General features: G+C 41.5%; 17 protein-coding genes. 6 read left to right on the forward strand and 11 right to left on the reverse strand.

From position 1 onward, the window contains the following. Positions 1–224: 224 nt before the first annotated feature. Positions 225–773 carry a cupin domain-containing protein gene (locus tag L2672_RS04560; protein WP_248994643.1) on the reverse strand — a complete coding sequence of 183 codons (549 nt, stop codon included), beginning with the start codon at positions 771–773 and terminating at the stop codon, positions 225–227. Positions 774–1,001: 228 nt separating this feature from the next. Between L2672_RS04560 and L2672_RS04565 the strand changes: the two genes are divergently transcribed. The 5 genes from L2672_RS04565 to L2672_RS04585 all read left to right on the forward strand — a co-directional run bounded on the left by L2672_RS04565 (position 1,002) and on the right by L2672_RS04585 (position 9,368). Beyond that, a complete protein-coding gene (locus L2672_RS04565) occupies positions 1,002–2,309 on the forward strand; it encodes an NAD(P)/FAD-dependent oxidoreductase (protein WP_248994644.1) in 1,308 nt (435 codons plus the stop codon). 2,049 nt (positions 2,310–4,358) lie between these two features. Beyond that, a complete protein-coding gene (locus tag L2672_RS04570; protein WP_248994645.1) occupies positions 4,359–6,065 on the forward strand; it encodes an RluA family pseudouridine synthase in 1,707 nt (568 codons plus the stop codon). Between the two features lie 304 nt (positions 6,066–6,369). Continuing rightward, positions 6,370–6,795 (forward strand): DUF4339 domain-containing protein, encoded by a 426-nt coding sequence (locus L2672_RS04575; protein WP_248994646.1) that lies wholly within the window; start codon positions 6,370–6,372, stop codon positions 6,793–6,795. Between the two features lie 62 nt (positions 6,796–6,857). Next, positions 6,858–8,162: a DUF4339 domain-containing protein gene (locus L2672_RS04580; RefSeq protein WP_248994647.1), complete on the forward strand. Its 1,305-nt coding sequence runs from the start codon at positions 6,858–6,860 to the stop codon at positions 8,160–8,162. A gap of 213 nt (positions 8,163–8,375) precedes the next feature. Then, on the forward strand, positions 8,376–9,368 hold the full coding sequence (locus L2672_RS04585) for a DUF4382 domain-containing protein (RefSeq protein WP_248994648.1): 993 nt from the start codon (positions 8,376–8,378) through the stop codon (positions 9,366–9,368). A 155-nt stretch (positions 9,369–9,523) separates the two neighbouring features. Here the strand turns inward: L2672_RS04585 and L2672_RS04590 are convergent, their stop codons facing one another. The 3 genes from L2672_RS04590 to L2672_RS04600 form a co-directional block, all read right to left on the reverse strand. Beyond that, positions 9,524–10,060: a GNAT family N-acetyltransferase gene (locus L2672_RS04590; RefSeq protein WP_248994649.1), complete on the reverse strand. Its 537-nt coding sequence runs from the start codon at positions 10,058–10,060 to the stop codon at positions 9,524–9,526. A 46-nt stretch (positions 10,061–10,106) separates the two neighbouring features. After that, the gene (locus tag L2672_RS04595; RefSeq protein WP_248994650.1) at positions 10,107–10,466 is read right to left on the reverse strand and encodes a hypothetical protein; all 360 of its coding nucleotides are present in this window, start codon (positions 10,464–10,466) and stop codon (positions 10,107–10,109) included. 379 nt (positions 10,467–10,845) lie between these two features. Continuing rightward, entirely contained in the window at positions 10,846–11,358 is a 513-nt protein-coding gene (locus tag L2672_RS04600; RefSeq protein WP_248994651.1) for a cytochrome P460 family protein, read from the reverse strand. Positions 11,359–11,502: 144 nt separating this feature from the next. On the opposite strand from L2672_RS04600, the gene L2672_RS04605 reads away from it, so the two are divergent. Continuing rightward, positions 11,503–11,928, forward strand: a complete 426-nt coding sequence (locus tag L2672_RS04605; protein WP_248994652.1) for a MarR family winged helix-turn-helix transcriptional regulator — start codon at positions 11,503–11,505, stop codon at positions 11,926–11,928. A 199-nt stretch (positions 11,929–12,127) separates the two neighbouring features. On the opposite strand, the gene cobO is transcribed toward L2672_RS04605, so the two are convergent. The 7 genes from cobO to L2672_RS04640 are packed head-to-tail and all read right to left on the reverse strand — an operon-like array spanning position 12,128 to position 18,686. Beyond that, on the reverse strand, positions 12,128–12,775 hold the full coding sequence (cobO, locus tag L2672_RS04610) for a cob(I)yrinic acid a,c-diamide adenosyltransferase (RefSeq protein ID WP_248994653.1): 648 nt from the start codon (positions 12,773–12,775) through the stop codon (positions 12,128–12,130). Next, a complete protein-coding gene (locus L2672_RS04615) occupies positions 12,772–14,325 on the reverse strand; it encodes a cobyric acid synthase (RefSeq protein WP_248994654.1) in 1,554 nt (517 codons plus the stop codon). Before L2672_RS04615 ends, cobO begins: the two co-directional genes overlap by 4 nt. Positions 14,326–14,337: 12 nt before the next feature. Then, on the reverse strand, positions 14,338–14,913 hold the full coding sequence (gene cobU / locus L2672_RS04620; RefSeq protein ID WP_248994655.1) for a bifunctional adenosylcobinamide kinase/adenosylcobinamide-phosphate guanylyltransferase: 576 nt from the start codon (positions 14,911–14,913) through the stop codon (positions 14,338–14,340). Next, positions 14,913–15,695, reverse strand: coding sequence for an adenosylcobinamide-GDP ribazoletransferase (locus L2672_RS04625; protein ID WP_248994656.1), 783 nt, complete (start codon positions 15,693–15,695; stop codon positions 14,913–14,915). The genes cobU and L2672_RS04625 overlap by 1 nt, the downstream gene beginning before the upstream one ends. A 23-nt stretch (positions 15,696–15,718) precedes the next feature. Beyond that, entirely contained in the window at positions 15,719–16,765 is a 1,047-nt protein-coding gene (gene cobT, locus L2672_RS04630; protein WP_248994657.1) for a nicotinate-nucleotide--dimethylbenzimidazole phosphoribosyltransferase, read from the reverse strand. A 29-nt stretch (positions 16,766–16,794) separates the two neighbouring features. Then, positions 16,795–17,871, reverse strand: a complete 1,077-nt coding sequence (locus L2672_RS04635; protein WP_248994658.1) for a FecCD family ABC transporter permease — start codon at positions 17,869–17,871, stop codon at positions 16,795–16,797. Next, positions 17,871–18,686 carry an ABC transporter ATP-binding protein gene (locus L2672_RS04640; protein WP_248994659.1) on the reverse strand — a complete coding sequence of 272 codons (816 nt, stop codon included), beginning with the start codon at positions 18,684–18,686 and terminating at the stop codon, positions 17,871–17,873. The genes L2672_RS04635 and L2672_RS04640 overlap by 1 nt, the downstream gene beginning before the upstream one ends. Positions 18,687–18,728: the final 42 nt, after the last annotated feature.

Here is an 18,728-nt window from a genome sequence, read left to right on the forward strand (position 1 = left end):
ACTGATTTTATAGGCCTAAACAACTCTATTAAAGGAAAAAAATTTTGCACGAACGGACAATTTAAATTGTTCACCAGCATGAAGAGTGACGTTATCAGCCCAATAAACACATCCATGCATTGACCAATATTATTTACAAAATGTGACAATTCAGGTTAGAAGGTTCTAACCTGAATTAACCCATTAACGTAATGAAATAGATAATTAAACCACTTTAAATGAGCTTAAAAGTCGCCTGGGGTAGTGGCACTGACAATACTGCAAGGTTCAGTAAAAGGATTATTGAAGCGATGAGGCAATTCGCTACTAAAATAGTAACTATCTCCCTGCTCTAATAAAAAAGTTTCATCGGCTACTGTCAGCTCGATTTTTCCTGAAATCACGTAAGCGCCCTCTTCACCATGATGTTGGAGCATTTCGTCACCAGTACTTGTACCCGGTGGGTAAGTCTCGTGCATAATTGACATTGCTCTATTCGGAAAATCTCGGCCAATTAATTTATACACTAAATCTCCGGTGCCGATATCAAGTAACTCTTCAGAACGATAAACCACTTTTTGCTCACCAACCGTCCCCTCTTCAATAGAAAAGAACTCGACTAATGACATTGGAATACCTGCTAGCACTTTTTTCAATGAGCTCACGGACGGGCTAACACTGTTTTTTTCAATCATAGAAATAGTGCTATTTGTTACACCTGCTCGTTTAGCTAATTCGCGTTGCGAAAGGCCACGCATTTTACGGACAGATTTTAAACTTGCTCCGATATCCAATTCATATCTCCTGAAAATTCATTCACTAACAGCGCTGCAATATAATTAAATCATTATTCCATGCGCCATAATCGTACTTCTGTACATCCTGTCTAAAAGCACCTGTATAAAGCAATTGTATTCTAACTTAATTCAGTGTTAAATAAAATGCACACAATGTCGATTAAAAGCCACTAATAAATAACAATTATTGGTGATTTATTTTTAACCCCAAACTTTGGAGACGCTATGCCAGCGCAATCACCCATTCATAGCGATAAATACCCTGACTCATTTTACTTCCACCACGCTAAAGAATTACATCAGCATCCCAAGTTAACTGAATCCATTAATGTGGATGTTTGTATTGTTGGAGCGGGTTATACCGGCATCAATACTGCTATTGAGTTAGCTCAAAAAGGCTTTAGTGTTGCGGTATTAGAGTCGAAACGCGTTGGTTGGGGCGCTTCAGGTAGGAATGGTGGTGAATTAATTAGAGGTATTGGTCACGACGCCAATCAGTTTAAAAATGTGATTGGAGCTGAAGGGGTTGAAGCAATCACCCAAATGGGTTTTGAAGCTGTTGAAATCGTTAAAAATCGTATATCCACTCATAATATTGACTGTGATTTACGCATGGGATATTGCGATTTAGGGGTTAAGAAACGTCACATTACAGATCTTGAAGATGAATACAATGCACTTAAACAAGCCAACTATCAGCATGAAATCAAACTATTAAATAAGTCTGAACTGAGTGAGGTAATAAATTCAGATTTTTATCAGGGGGCTTTAGTCGACATGGGCAGCGGCCACTTACACCCGTTAAACTTAGTGTTAGGCGAAGCAAGGGTCGCACGGGAATTAGGCGTACAAATTTATGAATATAGTGAAGCCACTGACATTCAAAAAGGTAACAAGCCAGTAGTAAAAACAGCTGAAGGTCAGGTAAATTGCCAATATCTAGTATTAGCCGGTAACGGATATATTGGCCATAAACTCAATAATTATGTCGGGGGAAAAGTGCTACCTGTTGGTACTTATCTTTTAGCAACTGAGCCATTAAGTGATAGTGTATGCCAATCTTTAATTCCGCAAAATATGGCCTTTGCAGACATGCGAGTCGCATTAGATTACTTCCATTTTTCTGCTGATAATCGCCTGTTATTTGGTGGTTTATGCACGTACTCAGGTAAAGACCCTAAAAATATAGAAGCCGCATTAAGGCCTAATTTAGAGAAAGTATTCCCGCAACTCAAAGGAGTCAAAATAGACTATCAATGGGGAGGCATGATGGGTATTGGTGCCAATAGAATGCCACAAATTGGTCGCTTACCTGACGCGAATAATATCTTTTACGCCCAAGCCTATGCAGGACACGGAGTTAACGCTACACATATGGCAGCAAAGCTCATCAGTGATGCGATTACCCAACAGGCAGAAAGATTTGATATCTTTGCCAAAATTGGCCACATGACCTTTCCCGGAGGCCCACACCTCCGCTCTCCTATGCTAGCCGCAGGCATGCTTTACCACCGTTTGAAAGACCTGCTGTAAAGGGTAAACACACTAGAAAGATTCCAGCCCACAAGCATTGCTGGAATGACGAACTTAACATTACAGGAATGACGAACCTAGCATTGCTGGAAGACGATATAACATCACCGGAATGACGGGCGAAGCGCCCACACCGTCACCCTCGAGATCTTTTATCGAGGGTCTGCTCTCCCTCAAAACACATAAGATTCCAGCCCACAAGCATTGCTGGAATGACGATATAGCATTGCTGGAAGACGAACTTAACATTACAGGAAAGACGAACTTAACATCAACGGAATGACGGGCGATGCGCCCACACCGTCACCCTCGAGATCTTTTATCGAGGGTCTGCATTCCTTCAAAACACATAAGATTCCAGCCCACAAGCATTGCTGGAATGACGATATAGCAATAATTAGAATGACGAACCTAACATCACCGGAATGACGGACGATGCACCCACACCGTCACCCTCGAGATCTTTTATCGAGGGTCTGCTCTCCCTCAAAACACATAAGATTCCAGCCCACAAGCATTGCTGGAATGACGATATAGCATTGCTGGAAGACGAACTTAACATTACAGGAAAGACGAACTTAACATCAACGGAATGACGGGCGATGCGCCCACACCGTCACCCTCGAGATCTTTTATCGAGGGTCTACTCTCCCTCAAAACACATAAGATTCCAGCCCACAAGCATTGCTGGAATGACGATATAGCAATAATTAGAATGGCGAACCTAGCATTACTGGAAAGACGAACCTAACATCACTGGAATGACGGACGATGCACCCATACCGTCACCCTCGAGATCTTTTATCGAGGGTCAGCTCTCCCTCAAAACACATAAGATTCCAGCCCACAAGCATTGCTGGAATGACGAACCTAGCATCACCGGAAGACGGACCTAGCATTGCTGGAATGACGAACTTAACATCACCGGAATGACGGGCGAAGCACCCACACCGTCACCCTCGAGATCTTTTATCGAGGGTCTGCTCTCCCTCAAAACTCATAAGATTCCAGCCCACAAGCATTGCTGGAATGACGAACCTAACATCACCGGAATGACGGACGATGCCCCCACACTGTCACCCTCGAGATCTTTTATCGAGGGTCTGCATTCCTTCAAAACACATAAGATTCCAGCCCACAAGCATTGCTGGAATGACGAACCTAGCATTGCTGGAAGGACGATATAGCATTACTGGAAAGACGAACCTAACATCACCGGAAGACGAACCTAACATCACCGGAATGACGGACGATGCACCCACACCGTCACCCTCGAGATCTTTTATCGAGGGTCTGCATTCCCTCGAAACACATAAGATTCCAGCCCACAAGCATTGCTGGAATGACGATATAGCAATAATTAGAATGACGAACCTAACATCACCGGAAGACGAACCTGGCATCACCGGAATGACGAACCTAACATCACCGGAATGACGGACGATGCACCCACACCGTCACCCTCGAGATCTTTTATCGAGGGTCTGCATTCCCTCAAAACACATAAGATTCCAGCCCACAAGCATTGCTGGAATGACGAACCTAGCATTTCTGGAATGACGAACCTAGCATCACCGGAAGACGAACCTAGCATCACCGGAATGACGGGCGAAGCGCCCACACCGTCACCCTCGAGATCTTTTATCGAGGGTCTGCATTCCCTCAAAACACATAAGATTCCAGCCCACAAGCATTGCTGGAAAGACGAACCTAACATCACCGGAATGACGAACTTAACATCAACGGAATGACGGACGATGCACCCACACCGTCACCCTCGAGATCTTTTATCGAGGGTCTGCATTCCCTAAAAACACATAAGATTCCAGCCCACAAGCATTGCTGGAATGACGATATAGCAATTGCTGGAATAACGAACTTAACATTGCTGGAATAAAGAGGTGACTGTTGCTGTCAAACAGTCAAACCGACTATCAATGGTGCATCAATAATAACAACAGGGTAAAATAAACTCTTTCAGAATAATGGCCCTATATGGGGTTAGCCGTTCAACGAACCTGTTTAAGAATCCAATAGTGAGTGCAATTAATGCGTAGTTTTGACCCTTGTTTCATCCCGTTTTATGACTCAATTGCTCATCATCAATTGCCAACCCGCTTCACCTTTCCATTTTACTATCAGCCTGCTCCCATTTGTCAGCAGGCCGCTTTACAATTACAACAAGAGCTATTACAAAATAACCCATGGCAGCATAATTTCGGTCTTGATGATAATCATGATAAATCGATGATTATTGGTAAAATGTTTGGTGTTTTAGTCGTAAAGAACACTGAGGGAACTATCGGTTTTCTTGCCAGCTTTTCAGGTAAATTAGCCGATCAAAATCATCATAGCCCCTTTGTACCGCCTGTTTTTGATATGTTAACTAAAGATAGTTTTTTCAGTATCGAAAATAAGCAAATTAATGAGATAAATCAGTTAATCACTAAGCAAGAACAAGATCCTGAACTACAGCAACTCACCACAATGTTAGCTGAGCAACAACAGCAAGCTGAGCTTGAGCTAGCACAATACCGGCAACATATTGTTGATAGCCGTAAACAACGTAAACAGCAAAGGCAGCAAGCTGAAGCGGCGCTCAATAACGGTCAAATGTCTGCAAGTGAATATAAAAGCCTATCCATTGAATTGAGTCGTCAAAGCGTGCAACAAAAAAACCAACAAACGCTATTAAAACAACAATGGTCAGATAAAACACAAGCTATTTCAATGCAATTGCATAAGTTAACTCACTCAATAAACGCATTAAAAAAGCAACGTAAACAACTGTCAAGTCAACTACAGAAGAAACTGTTCAGTCAATACAAGTTTCTAAATATTAAAGGTGAATCAAAAGATTTAAACGACATTTTTAACAACAGTCCTAGCGCTCTTCCACCTGCCGGGGCAGGAGAATGTGCGGCGCCTAAATTATTACAATATGCGTTTGAGCAGCACTATCAACCTATTGCAATGGCTGAGTTTTGGTGGGGAGCATCACCAAAATCAGAAGTAAAACAACATAAGAATTATTATCCTGCTTGCCATAGTAAATGCCGCCCTATTCTGGCTCATATGTTAGCAGGGTTAGATGTCGATCCTGATCCATTATTAGTTAACACGGCAGCAAATAAAACCATCGATATTATTTACCAAGATGCTCACCTGGCCATTATTAATAAGCCAGCTGAAATGTTGTCTGTCATGGGGAAAAATGTCACTGACTCTGTGCAAACTCGTATGAAGCAAAAATTTCCAAATGCAACAGGGCCTTTAATTGTTCATCGCCTTGATATGTCGACATCTGGTTTAATGGTTATTGCACTAACAAAAGAAGCTAATAAAGCCTTACAGCAACAATTTATTAATCGAACCGTGAAAAAACGCTATATCGCCTTAGTGGATGGTATTGTTCGCCAACCATCGGGGGTAATCGACTTACCTCTTCGAGTGGATCTTAATGACCGCCCGAAACAATTGGTCTGTTTCGAACATGGTAAACCTGCCTTGACTGAATGGCAGCGTTATCGACAAGTCAATCACCAAACCTTACTGCATCTATATCCTAAAACCGGCAGAACCCATCAACTCAGAATGCATTGCGCACATCAACAGGGATTAGCAATGCCAATTTGGGGCGATGACCTTTATGGCAAGCAAGCCAATCGGCTGCATTTACATGCTGGTTTTATAGGATTTATGCACCCTCAAACACAGCAATGGGTAGAGTTTGAGGTTGCTGCTGACTTCGAATAACGACCAATAATAAAAATTAATCTAGCGCTAAAATGTTGCGACGTCGATACAGAAAGAGGTAGCAAAGTTATTGGAAAGCAAATTCAGCATTAGATTAATCACAAGCACTAGTCATGTTAAAAAATATGAGTTAATGTAACGACCAGCATTAATACTCCTTGTGCAAGAATTAAATCAAAACCCAAAGAATAAGCATGTTAATTAACTGGTTAGAGTTTGAATCTGTCAATTTCCCTGTACATTGAATCGCACAGGCTTTAATAACAAAATCACAACAAACACTATTAAGGATAAGAGTGGAACTATGAAAGAGTGGTATTTCTCAAATAATGGTGAAGTTAGTGGTCCATTAGGACTCGCTGAATCCAATAAATTTATCGAAAAAAATCCCAATAGCTATGCATGGCACCCCTCTTACGCACAATGGATACCGGTTAGCCATGTTGATGAATTTGATATTGTCATCACACCTCCAACTCCGCCTCAAGCCATTCCACAGAAGTTGGTTGAGCGTTTTATTGCAAAAGAACAAGAGTTAAATAGTGCATTAACTCGCATTCAAACAACATTGAATACGATTAGTGGCTCTCTTGCTGATTTTGACAAAGACACCAATAAAACCAAAACAATTACTCAAAACTTAAATCAAGAAGTTAAAACAACCATCCGCAGTGTTAATGAGCAATATGAAGCATTACAAAGAACACTTGCTGGCGTAGCAACCAAATAACCTGACTGGTTGGCGAAAATAATTTAACCACTGTTGATAACAATTTAATAAGAATGATGACTATGAAAAAATGGTTTTTTTCACATGATGGCGACGTAACAGGGCCATTAAACGAAAGCGAAGCGTTAGAATTTCTGCAACATCAACCCAATTGCTACGGTTGGCATCCGTCATTTTCACAATGGTTACCGGTAAGCCATATTAGTGAGTTTGCCGGCAAGGTGGCTATTCCAGAATCTCCGGCTCAAATTCCGCCAACGCTTATTAAAGAGTTTAGTAATACTAAGCAATCGATTCGCCACAAGTTAACAGAAATGGACGAGTCAATTAAGTACTCTAAAACGTACTTATATGAGCTTGAGCAAGAAATTAATATTTATAAGCGCTTAACCAATAAATTAAGTGACGAAGTTAAAAATAATATCAATGGCATTGAAGCCAAATATGAAAGCTATCAAAAATTATTTGCTGAATTGCTTGAAGCGGTAGAGATTGCTAAAACAGAAATGCTAGAGGTAACCACTGAGTTTGATGCTCGTTTAGAAGCAAGAGCACAAGACTTAGCCGCAGTGCCAACGCCTGCAAAAAACATAGAAACAGAAGTGGCTGAATCAGCTGACTCTCCCGCCATTGATGCAGCCATTGTAGCAGAGCTTTCTTCAGATCCAGTTGCTACAATAACCACGCCATTAGATCCTGTAGCGACTAAGTCAACAACCTTAGATGCTGTTGCAACAACATCAGCTTCTTTAGACCCTATTGCCACTAAATCTGCACCATTAGATCCGATCGCCAGTCCATCATTGTCATTAGACCCGGTTGCGACGCCTATGGATAATGTTGCCGAAATTAGACCCAAAATCGCATCTTTAGACCCTCAACCTATTCGCCCTGGTGCAAGTATGGACAACGTGGCCGTACGCTTGAAGCCGGGGGAGTCTGTTGACGATATAAGTCTAAAAAAGTCGCAAGAGAAAGCTGATAACAATCAGCTTTCTGATGAAGTAAAAAATGCCATTGAGCAAAAGCTAGAAAAAGTGCTTGATGAAGCACCCGCAGCAGATAACAAAAGTACGACCCAGGCTAACACTGAAAAAACTGAAACGGCTGCCAAAAAGCCTGCTATTACGGAGTCTCCAGCTAAACTTCAAGGGGTCACTAGCATTTTAAAATCGGTCTTTAGGGGCGACAAAAAAGTCGAGCCTAAAAAAGAGGTTAACCTAGATTCACCGGTAACATTAGCGCATAGCAACGATGCTATTGATGACGAAGACTCATTAGAAATACAAGATAAAACGGGTACAGACGGCGCCCCCGCTTCAGATAAAGAAGGCCGAATGCGTCGCCGAAGTAGAAGAAGACGCTAAATATCTTTGTATATAGTCAATGCTCAAAAAGCCAACAAATATAGATGTTGGCTTTTTTATTAGCCAATGTTTTAAGTTGTTACTTGCAAGAATAAGCCATGTTATCAACTAGCTCAATTAGCACTAATTCGGCTAGACCAGATGACTATTTGGTCCAAAAGCGCTATAATATACCGTTCAAAAATCAATGAAAGATAAAATGGAATAAATAGCATGAATACCAAAACTTTCCTAAAAACAGCTTTGGGCTGTTGTATTGCAGCAACCTTATATGGTTGTGGAAGCGATGATAAAGACGATGTTATCAACACTGCCAAAGTTTCTTTCTCAATTGCTGATGCGCCCGTTGAAAATGCACAAGAAGTTAATGTGACTTATAAATCAATTACATTAACTCGTGAGGATGAAGAAGATATTGAACTACTTCTTACCAATGAAGAAGGCGAAGAAACCCCTGTTCAAATCAATTTATTAGACTACCAAAACGGTGACAGCTTATTAGTATTATCAGAAGCTGAGTTACCGATTGGTGAATATAAAGAATTAATCATTAATACTGATGGTTGTGCTGAAAACAACGGCCCAAACCAACCTACGGATGCGTGTAACGTAGTAGATGATGAGGGTACCCACCCATTAAAAACCCCAAGCAATAAACTAAAACTAGGCAGCTTTACAGTAACCACTGAAGCGACCCAAGCTTACACCATCGATTTTAATTTACGTAAGTCACTGGTTGAAACTGGCAATGGCTATAACCTTAAGCCTCATGGTGTCACTATTGTCGATAGTGAAGCTATTGGCTCAATTTTTGGTTCAGTCGATGAAAACTTATTTGCCGCTGGCGAAAACTGTGAAGCAGATACAGGCAATGTTGTTTACTTATACCCACAAGCAACCTTAGCTGAAGGCGAAGTGTTAGGTGATGAGTTTGATCCAGAATTAGCTAACGCACCTGACAATGTTGTTGCTCCACTCGCTTCAAAAATGATTGAAGTGGGTGAAGAATCAGGTATTTATACTTATAGCTTCAACTTCATACCTGCTGGCGAATACCTAATGGCCTTTAGTTGTAGCGCTGTCAATGATGACCCAGAAACCTATGACGAAATCACCATTGCAGATCCTGCCGAGCAAGTGAAAGAAAGCATCACGTTAGCTGAAGGTGAAAACTTAGAAATAGACTTTGTTGAAATCGTTCAGTAATAACGAGCCGATAAACAACACGTTTCTACTATAAATAAAGCCCATTAACATAACTGTTAATGGGCTTTTTTATCAATTCTATCTTCAAGATGCTATCAGTCTCATCGCTTGAAATCATCTGACCTGAGCGGCAAACAATGATGAGGCCAGAGTCATTACCAATACTCTGCCCGACTTAACGCCGCGACACACTGAGTATCACCCACAACAGCTTGCAACGGCTGATGGTTGAGTGACTGCCCTAACCAACCAATCGGCTGACTCAATGGAAAAGGCGCTTTTATAATAGACTCATCAATTTGCTCAAAGCCTACTTTAGTATAAAAAGCCGGATCACCATAAGTGACAACGGTATTCACGGCTAATAATTTAAGCTGCTCTAGCCCAAAATTAATCAACTGTTGCCCTACGCCTTGTCCTTGAGTTTCAGTGGCTACGGCCACGGGTGAAAGTAAAAAAGCTAACGCATTATTAGGTAAAATAAACCGACTAAAAAAGATGGCCCCAACAATACTTTTATCTTGAGTGGCGATAAATCCGAGTAAGTCTTCAGCTGCTGTAGTCGTTATAATATCAGTGACAAGCTGAGCTATTACACGGCCTTCGTCATCACCTTCTGCAGCCGAGAAGACTTGTTTAAATAACCCAATCACCTCTTGGCTGTTTTCAGCCGTAAAACTGGAATAAATCATTATCTTAATCCGCTAATCAATGTTGTAAATTAACCTTGAAAACAAGTTACTCTTCAAGCAAACAAGTTGCCTGCTTAGAAACTTCTATATAAATAATTGTTCGATGGTTCACCTGATTTTTGGTCACATAACCACATTTACCCATAATTTCAGTGTCATCAGACAATACGAACCTAAACGAAATACTGCCGTCATTTTGATCTAAATCGTAATAAATTTCGTTTTGCTCACCCGGCAAAATTTTCCCAAAATCTAATCCACTACTCGGTAACTCAACACGGCTAGAAACAATATCTAAATCTGAGCGGTTTTCGACGATAATACTGGGCTTAAGGTAACGATAGCCACTGACCAAAATAACAATAGCCACAATTGACCACCCAAGCAGTCGCTTAAACATTTTCACGATAATTCTCCACAGTGCTGTAAGTCTCAAATGAGGGCGAACGTTTACTACCGTTAATGATAACAAATTAGCGAAAAAAGAACTGACCAAGACACTTAAATGGCAATAAAAAAGCCCACAGACACTTCTGCAGACTTAATATTTACAACACCATATAAACGCTATAACACTAATACAATATTGGTATTAAAATGCTTAAAGGCTTAAGCTTTATTATTATACCAATCACGATAAGTAAATGATCAAAATTAGCGTAGGAAAAATGCTTGATAACAAGGCAGATTTTTTCGATAAGTAGTTATTCTACAATCAAAAAATCTAACGCCGTTATCGAGCATTTTAACAAGATAGGGTGAGCAATTATTTATCACGATTGGTATTACTTCATGGGTATATGCTCACCCGAAAACAAGAAGTCACTATTGGTTAGCGGAGCATGGCAGGCTCGGCATTCATCTAAGTTTTTAGCAGCCACTTTTCCATCAGGCTTAAATGCACCAAAATCCCAATTGCCTGTTTTAATAACAGATGCAGGCATTTTTCCAAATTCAGCCTGCTTTTCTATTACGGCCACCAGCAATAGCTTATCTTTAATTCTGCGATTTAAAGTACTCATTTTAACCGTGCCATCTGAATTCTTTTTAACAGAATAAACTTCACCTACCAGTACAGAGCCATCTGCAAAATTGCCATTTTCATCACGACCTTGCATTGCAACATCATTAGCCAATAATCGAATAAATTGGTCGGGGTTTTGCACTCGGTCTAGCGAGAGGTATTCAACAAAATTTTCCTGATAACCTTTCGGATAAACAACACGCTGTTCATCAGCAATCGTCACTGCAGAAGTGGTTATGGCAACCGCTGCCATAAATGTCATTACTCGCTTCATACTGTATCTCCTTTTTATATGTTCGTATACGTACTATATGCACACAAAATAAAAATACACAAATAGTAAATAGGCGAATAAAATTGATAATAATTGAGGATATTTGCATAATGAATATTGATAATAAGGAATGGAGAAAATAGCGTGACAATTGCTGCGGCACGATTAAAAGATCAACTTTGCTTCGCCCTGTACTCGGCATCACACAGTTTAACGGCAATTTATCGCCCTATTTTAGCCCCGCTTGGGCTAACCTATACTCAGTTTGTAGTAATGATGGCACTATGGGAAACCAATGGGATTTCAATTACAGAACTGGCCAAACGTACTCATCTAAGTAAACCGACGATGACCCCTTTATTGAAAAAATTAGTCGAAAAAAACTTAATCAAATTAGAACGAACCTTAGATAATGACCGACAAAAAGTGGTATCGGTCACTAAAGAAGGCAAAGAGCTTGCAGCCCAAAGTCACGCAGCAACAGAGAAAGCCTTCTGTACAACTGGTATTAGCCCTGAAAAAGCAAAAATGCTTATAGAAGCGTGTCAGGAGTTAACTCAGCTGCGATGATAAGTGTTCACTAGCAAAAACCTCAATAGAATACTCTAGATTGAACACTTTAAAATACGACTTAAAAACCTACTGATTCAAGTAAAAAGGCTTATTAGCTAAACACTAACAAGCCTTTTTCTGCTAACTCTACAATTAGATTTACTAGATCAAACTGAGAAAATTAACTCTGACCCCATATTTTTCTATTACTTTTTTATTAGTAATCAAAGCCTAGCTGGGCTTTGATGCCATTATTAAACGCATGTTTTATGGGCTGAACTTCTGACACGGTATCGGCTAATTCAATAATGTCACGATGACAAGCGCGGCCAGTAATGATGACATGTTGCATCGCAGGGCGGTTTTTAAGGGCATTAAGTACCCTTTCCAAATCAATATAATGGTAACTCACCATATAAGTCAGTTCATCTAATAACACCAAGTTTACCGACTTGTCCTGTAACAGTTTTTCGGCACTTTCCCAAGCTTCCATTGCAGCTTTAGTGTCTTTTTCTTTGTCTTGAGTTTCCCAAGTAAAACCGGTTCCCATCACATGAAACTCAACCCCGGCACCTTCAAGCAAGTTACGTTCACCACATGCCCAAGTTCCTTTAATAAACTGCACTACAGCGGCCTTGTGGCCATGACCGACAGCGCGAGCAACCGAGCCAAAACCAGAGGTTGATTTACCTTTTCCATTACCAGTAAGGACTAATAAAATACCCTTTTCATCTTGAGCTGCGGCAATTTTAGCATCAACACCTTGCTTCACTTTTTGCTGACGGGCTTTATGACGTTGGGCCTTTTGCTGGTCAATACTGCTGGCTTGCTGATTTTCGTCATTATTATGGTCTTGCTGGCTCATGATGAAATAATTCCTGTTAGTTTGGCTAAATCCATATGGGTTTCTAGCGTATCCGCTAATCTGTCTAATTGTTGTTGGCGTATTTGATCAATATCTATTTCACTGGCATCAGCTAATCCTGCCCACTGCAGCAATAATTGACACGCTTGTGGCTGATCAAACAGCCCATGAATATAGCTGCCTAGTATTTGGTTATCGTCGCTGACTTGGCCATCGTATTGCTGGCTTGACTGAATTTGAATCGGCTGCTTATTAGACTGAGGTATAAGGGGGCTAAATTCAGTCACCCCACAGTGAATCTCATAACCACTAAAATCCGCTTGCTGTTGATTCAGCGATAATGTCCCAGTTACTTGAGTTAAGGTTTTATTCGCGGTTAACGTGGTGCTAATATCTAACAAACCTAAGCCAGTCGATTCACCGGCTTCATCTTCAATGCCATCTGGGTCAGCAATCACTTGCCCCAACATCTGATAACCACCACAAATTCCAATGACTTTACCGCCGTAACGTAAATGAGACTTCAATGCCTCATCCCAGCCTTGTTCACGCATAAAGGCTAAGTCTGCTCGCACGTTTTTACTGCCCGGCAATATAATTAAATCAGCTTTGGGGAATGCCTTATGTGAATCCGCCATACTGACATATTTAAAATCAATTTGAGGATGTAACCTCAAAGGGTCAAAGTCGGTATGGTTACTAATGCGCGGAAACACCAGCACCAATACGTGTAATTTTTGAGTGTGACTAACAGGCAAATTTGGCGAATCAATTAATGCATCTTCAGCATCTAGGTGTAAATCATGTAAATAGGGTAACACCCCTAAAACCGGCTTTTGGGTATAGTCCTCAAGCCAATCAATACCTGACTGTAATAAGCTAATGTCGCCACGAAAACGATTAATGACAAACCCTTTAACCCGCGCTTGCTCCGACGGGCTTAACAAGGCTAATGTGCCAACCAGATGAGCAAATACCCCGCCTTTATCAATATCAGCAATAATGATCACAGGGCAGTCTGCGGCTTCGGCAAAGCCCATGTTGGCAATATCACCTTGACGCAAATTAATTTCAGCCGGGCTACCCGCTCCTTCTATTACCACCACGCTATATTGCTGTTTTAATCGTGTAAAACTATCCAGTACCACATTCAGTGCCATTTGTTTGTAACCTACACTGTCAGGGCCAAAAAATGATTTTGCCTCTAAAGTAGTTAAAGCTTTACCTTGAATAATAACCTGCGCCCCGGTATCAGAACTGGGCTTTAATAATACGGGGTTAAAATCAGTATGTGGCGCGAGGTTACAGGCAACGGCTTGCAGTGCTTGTGCTCGGCCAATTTCACCACCGTCAACGGTAACAGCACTATTTAATGCCATGTTTTGCGGTTTAAATGGCGCAACATTAACGCCATAACGCGCCATTAAGCGCCCTAGCCCTGCTACTAAGGTACTTTTACCTGCATCGGAAGTGGTACCCTGCACCATAAGGCTGCCTGAGACACCTTTAAATAGTGCACTTAACTCTGCTGCTGAATAGGCTTTAGTCATTGAAGATGATGCTCATGAATTAGAGGGTTTTAATGCTAATGGCAGGCCTGCAACCACTAAGGTTACTTGATCTGCTAATTCTGCAATGGCTTGATTTAACCAGCCAGCTTGATCAACAAACTCACGGCTTAATTCGCCCATAGGCACAATGCCTGAGCCTACCTCGTTACTCACTAAAACAATATGTGATTGCAGTTTAGGTAATACATTTAAGAGTTGCTGTTTTTCGTTGTGCCACGATGAACATGGCTCACCAGATTCCGTATCGGCTGCATCAATTAATAAATGGTTAGTTAGATATAAAGTTAAACAGTCGACCAAAATAACCTGCTTAGGATTATCGATTGCAGTAAGGGTTTGCGCTAATGCCAAGGGTGACTCAACAACTTGCCAGCTAAGCTGACGCTGTAGCCTATCTTGTTGATGTCGCATAATACGCTGCTGCATTTCAATATCTTCTCCCGCTGTAGCGGTGGCAATATAGTAAGGTTGTATAGCGGATGCTTGCGCATCAACTAACTCCGCTACTTGCCGCTCAGCAAAACGGCTTTTGCCACTTCTTGCGCCGCCAATGACTAAGTGCAGCATTAACTTAATCCTACCGCTAAAATCACCATGTAACACACCAGCTCGCTTATTTGTTGAGCTGCACCTAATGTATCACCGGTATAACCGCCAATCTGACGCTTAAAAAAACTGACCAGTAATAACCTAAGCCCCCAAAGAATCATTAATAAAACAAAGGCGACAACGCCATTTAGCCATAATAAAATCGCTAAGCCAGAGGCGAATAAAATAAACAAATCATCTAACGACTGCTGCTGAGCTAATGGCTTAGATTTACCGTCCTCGTCTCGAACATATTGCTCAGTAAATATAATACTGGCAGCCAATACTCGGCTTAAAGTATGCGCCACCAGCAAGCCGCTCATTGCCGCTAAAGGACTATATAATGCGAGCTCGACTAACAATTGCCACTTTAATAATAACCCTAACCCAAGTGCTAACGCCCCATAACTGCCAAGACGAGAGTCTTTCATAATGCGCAGCTTATCTGCTACCGTCCAACCACCACCAAAGCCGTCTGCAGTATCACCAAGGCCATCTTCATGGAAGCCTCCTGTAACCATGACCCCAACCACTATGGCAATAATTACCGCTATACTTGCGGGGAGTATTAGTTGCGCCAGCCAAAATGACACGGCACTAATGCTACCAACCACTGCACCGACTAGGCCAAAATAACGGCTTGAGTGATTTAGCTTATCATTGTCAAACTCTACCCACTTGGGTATGGGTAAGCGAGTGAAGAAGCTTAACGCCACAAAGAATAAATTAAGTTGCTTAAGCCAGTAATCCATTTTGGTCATAAAAACTTTTGTTCCCTGCTCAATTACGCAAGATTATTAATGCCAGCACCATCAAAGCTAGCCATGTCGTTATAAAAATTAACGGCAGCCTGCACCAATGGAAATGCCAATGCCGCCCCCGTGCCTTCACCTAAACGTAAGCCTAAAGACAACAAAGGCTTTGCTTGAAGATATTCAAGTAAAAGTTGATGGCCTTGCTCTTCCGAAACATGGGTGAAAATTAGATAATCACGTGCTGCAGGGTGCAGTTTCACTGCCACTAATGCCGCTACACTTGAGATAAACCCATCCACTAGAACCAGCATTTTTCGTTGCGTTGCAGCTAAAATTGCACCGGTCATTTGTACAATTTCATAGCCGCCTACGTATGCTAAAGCATGAACAGGCGAGACAATCTTTGAACCATGGCGCTTTAAAGCTTCATTCACTAACGCCTTTTTTAACTCAAAGCTTTTGTCGTTTACACCGGTTCCTCGGCCGACACATTTATGCACATCTAACTCTAATAAGGCTGCCATAATTGCCGCTGCGGCAGAAGTATTGCCAATGCCCATTTCACCTAACGCAAGTACATTGCAACCAGATAATGCATGGCGTTCAACCACTTCATCAGCAGCTTCAAAGCCTTGCTTAACATGCTCTAACGTCATTGCAGGTGCTAAATGAATTGCCGAAGTACCATTACCTAAGCGATGTTCGGTAACATTTTCTAACCCTAGTGGCTTTAACACTCCCGCATCAATAATTTCAAGGTTAAGTCCCATTTGACGACAAAAGACATTAATTGCAGCTCCGCCATTGGCAAAGTTTGCCACCATTTGAGAAGTGACTTCACTTGGCGCAATAGACACACCGTATTGTGCAATGCCATGATCCGCAGCAAAAACCAATAATCCTGGCTCTTTAATAGTCAGTTTTTTTGTCTCAGCGTTAGCGCTGAACTGAACTCGAGCAATAGTTTTGGCTAAAGACTCAAGCTCACCTAAGGCTCCTACAGGTTTTGTTTTTTGATCTATTTTATGTTGAATAATCTGATCAACGCTCTTAGAAACCGCATCAACTGCAAACATAGCAACTCCATAACTACTTAAAATGACGTTTAACGCCTATGTCGTAAAATAAATAAAAAAAATACACTGCCAATAGCCGCAGTAATAATGCCTACAGGCAATTCTTGATGACTTAAAATACAGCGGGCAATCACATCAATCCACACCATAAATAACCCGCCCACAATGGCAGTAATAATAATAGGCTGACGCCCTGGTAATAACAGCCGGATACAATGGGGGATCATTAGCCCCACAAAGCCTATTCCGCCACATGTTGCGACCAACACAGCTGTGATCAGCGAGCATAATAACAACATACTCATTCTTAGCTTGGCGACACTCACGCCTAAGGTGTGCGCGGTTTCATCACCCGCTTGTAAGGCTGATATTTGTCGTTTAAATAATAAAATAATCATCAGGCTTAAGCTGACCACAATCGTGGGTAAAATCACTCCAGCCCAATTTGCTTTAGCAAAGCTGCCTAATGACCAAAAAAGCACTGATGCCGTCGCTTGTGGACTGGAAAAATATAAAACCAAACTGGTTAATGCACCAAACAAAAATGAGGTTGCCACCCCAGAAAGCAACATACGCTCTATTTGAGCCGCTCGGCCAAGGCCAGACAAACACAACACCAATAAAACCGACAAACTGGCGCCCACAAATGCCCCTATGGGTAAAAGTAAATTTTGCCAAGACCACCAAGAAACTTGCCCATTGGATAGCGCGATAACATCACTTGGCGAAAACATGCCTTCCACTAAAATGGTAAATACCATCACCGCACCAAATGATGCCCCTGAACTGATGCCAAATAAGTAAGGATCAGCCAATGGATTGCGGGTCACGGTTTGCAATACACTCCCCGCCAGCGCTAAGCCTGCGCCCGCCACAAAAGCCAATACTATTCGCGGTAAACGTAGTTCAAATACAATACGTTGGGTGATATTACTAGTATGGTCTGAAGCCGAGCTTATTAGCAGTTTTTCAGCCATAGCATGATATATATCACTGGCACTAATATTGGCCGCACCAAAGCTGGCAGCTAAAAAAGGAGACACCACTGTAAGCAGCGCTAAAATAGCAACAAACATTGAATATTTGTGTTGTTTAGCCACAATCATTAGTGCCCCACTATGATTTGATTTGCATCATGATAAAAGTAACTAATTAACGGATTACCATGTTGTCTGTGAGGCTCAATTTCACAACAGACTTTAAATACTGTTGAAATTTGATCTTCAGTTAAGACTTCGCTTGGCGAACCATTAGCAATCAACTCACCTTGATTTAATAACACGAGGTTATCGCACATGGCGCTAGCGAGGTTTAAGTCATGAATGGATGCAATAACAGTGATACCCAAACTTTTCACCAGTTGTAAAATTTGAATTTGATAATGAATATCTAAATGGTTTGTTGGTTCATCTAATATCAGTAATTGAGGCTGCTGTACTATGGCACGAGCAATTAACGCACGCTGTTTTTCACCGCCCGACAACTGGCTGTACTGTAATTCAGCTTTAGTGGCTAACCCCACTTGCAAAATAGCATCATCAATTAGCTGGTTATCTTTTGAAGTGGTGCTATCTAATAAGCCTTTATGGGGAGTTAACCCCATTGCCACTAATTGGCGCGTATTCATTTCAAAAAACTGTGGGGTATCTTGCTGTACCACGGCTATTTTAGTGGCTAATTGTCTGGCACTGTACTGAGCAATGTTTTGCCCAAACAAACTAATATGGCCTGAACTGGGTAAAATAAACCGATATAAACAGCGTAATAGACTCGACTTACCCGCACCATTTGGGCCAATCACACCCAGCATTTGTTTTGCAGGTAAATCAAACTGAATATTTTTTAAAATAGCACAATCGTCATGGGTCCAACTCAGTTGGCTCACGGATAATGCAAGAGGCTGCGTGGTTGTATCGGTCATTGAGCAACCCCACCCGCCAGTTTTGGAATAACTTTTACGCCA

Source organism: Shewanella gaetbuli, from assembly GCF_023284065.1.
Lineage (GTDB): Bacteria > Pseudomonadota > Gammaproteobacteria > Enterobacterales > Shewanellaceae > Shewanella > Shewanella gaetbuli.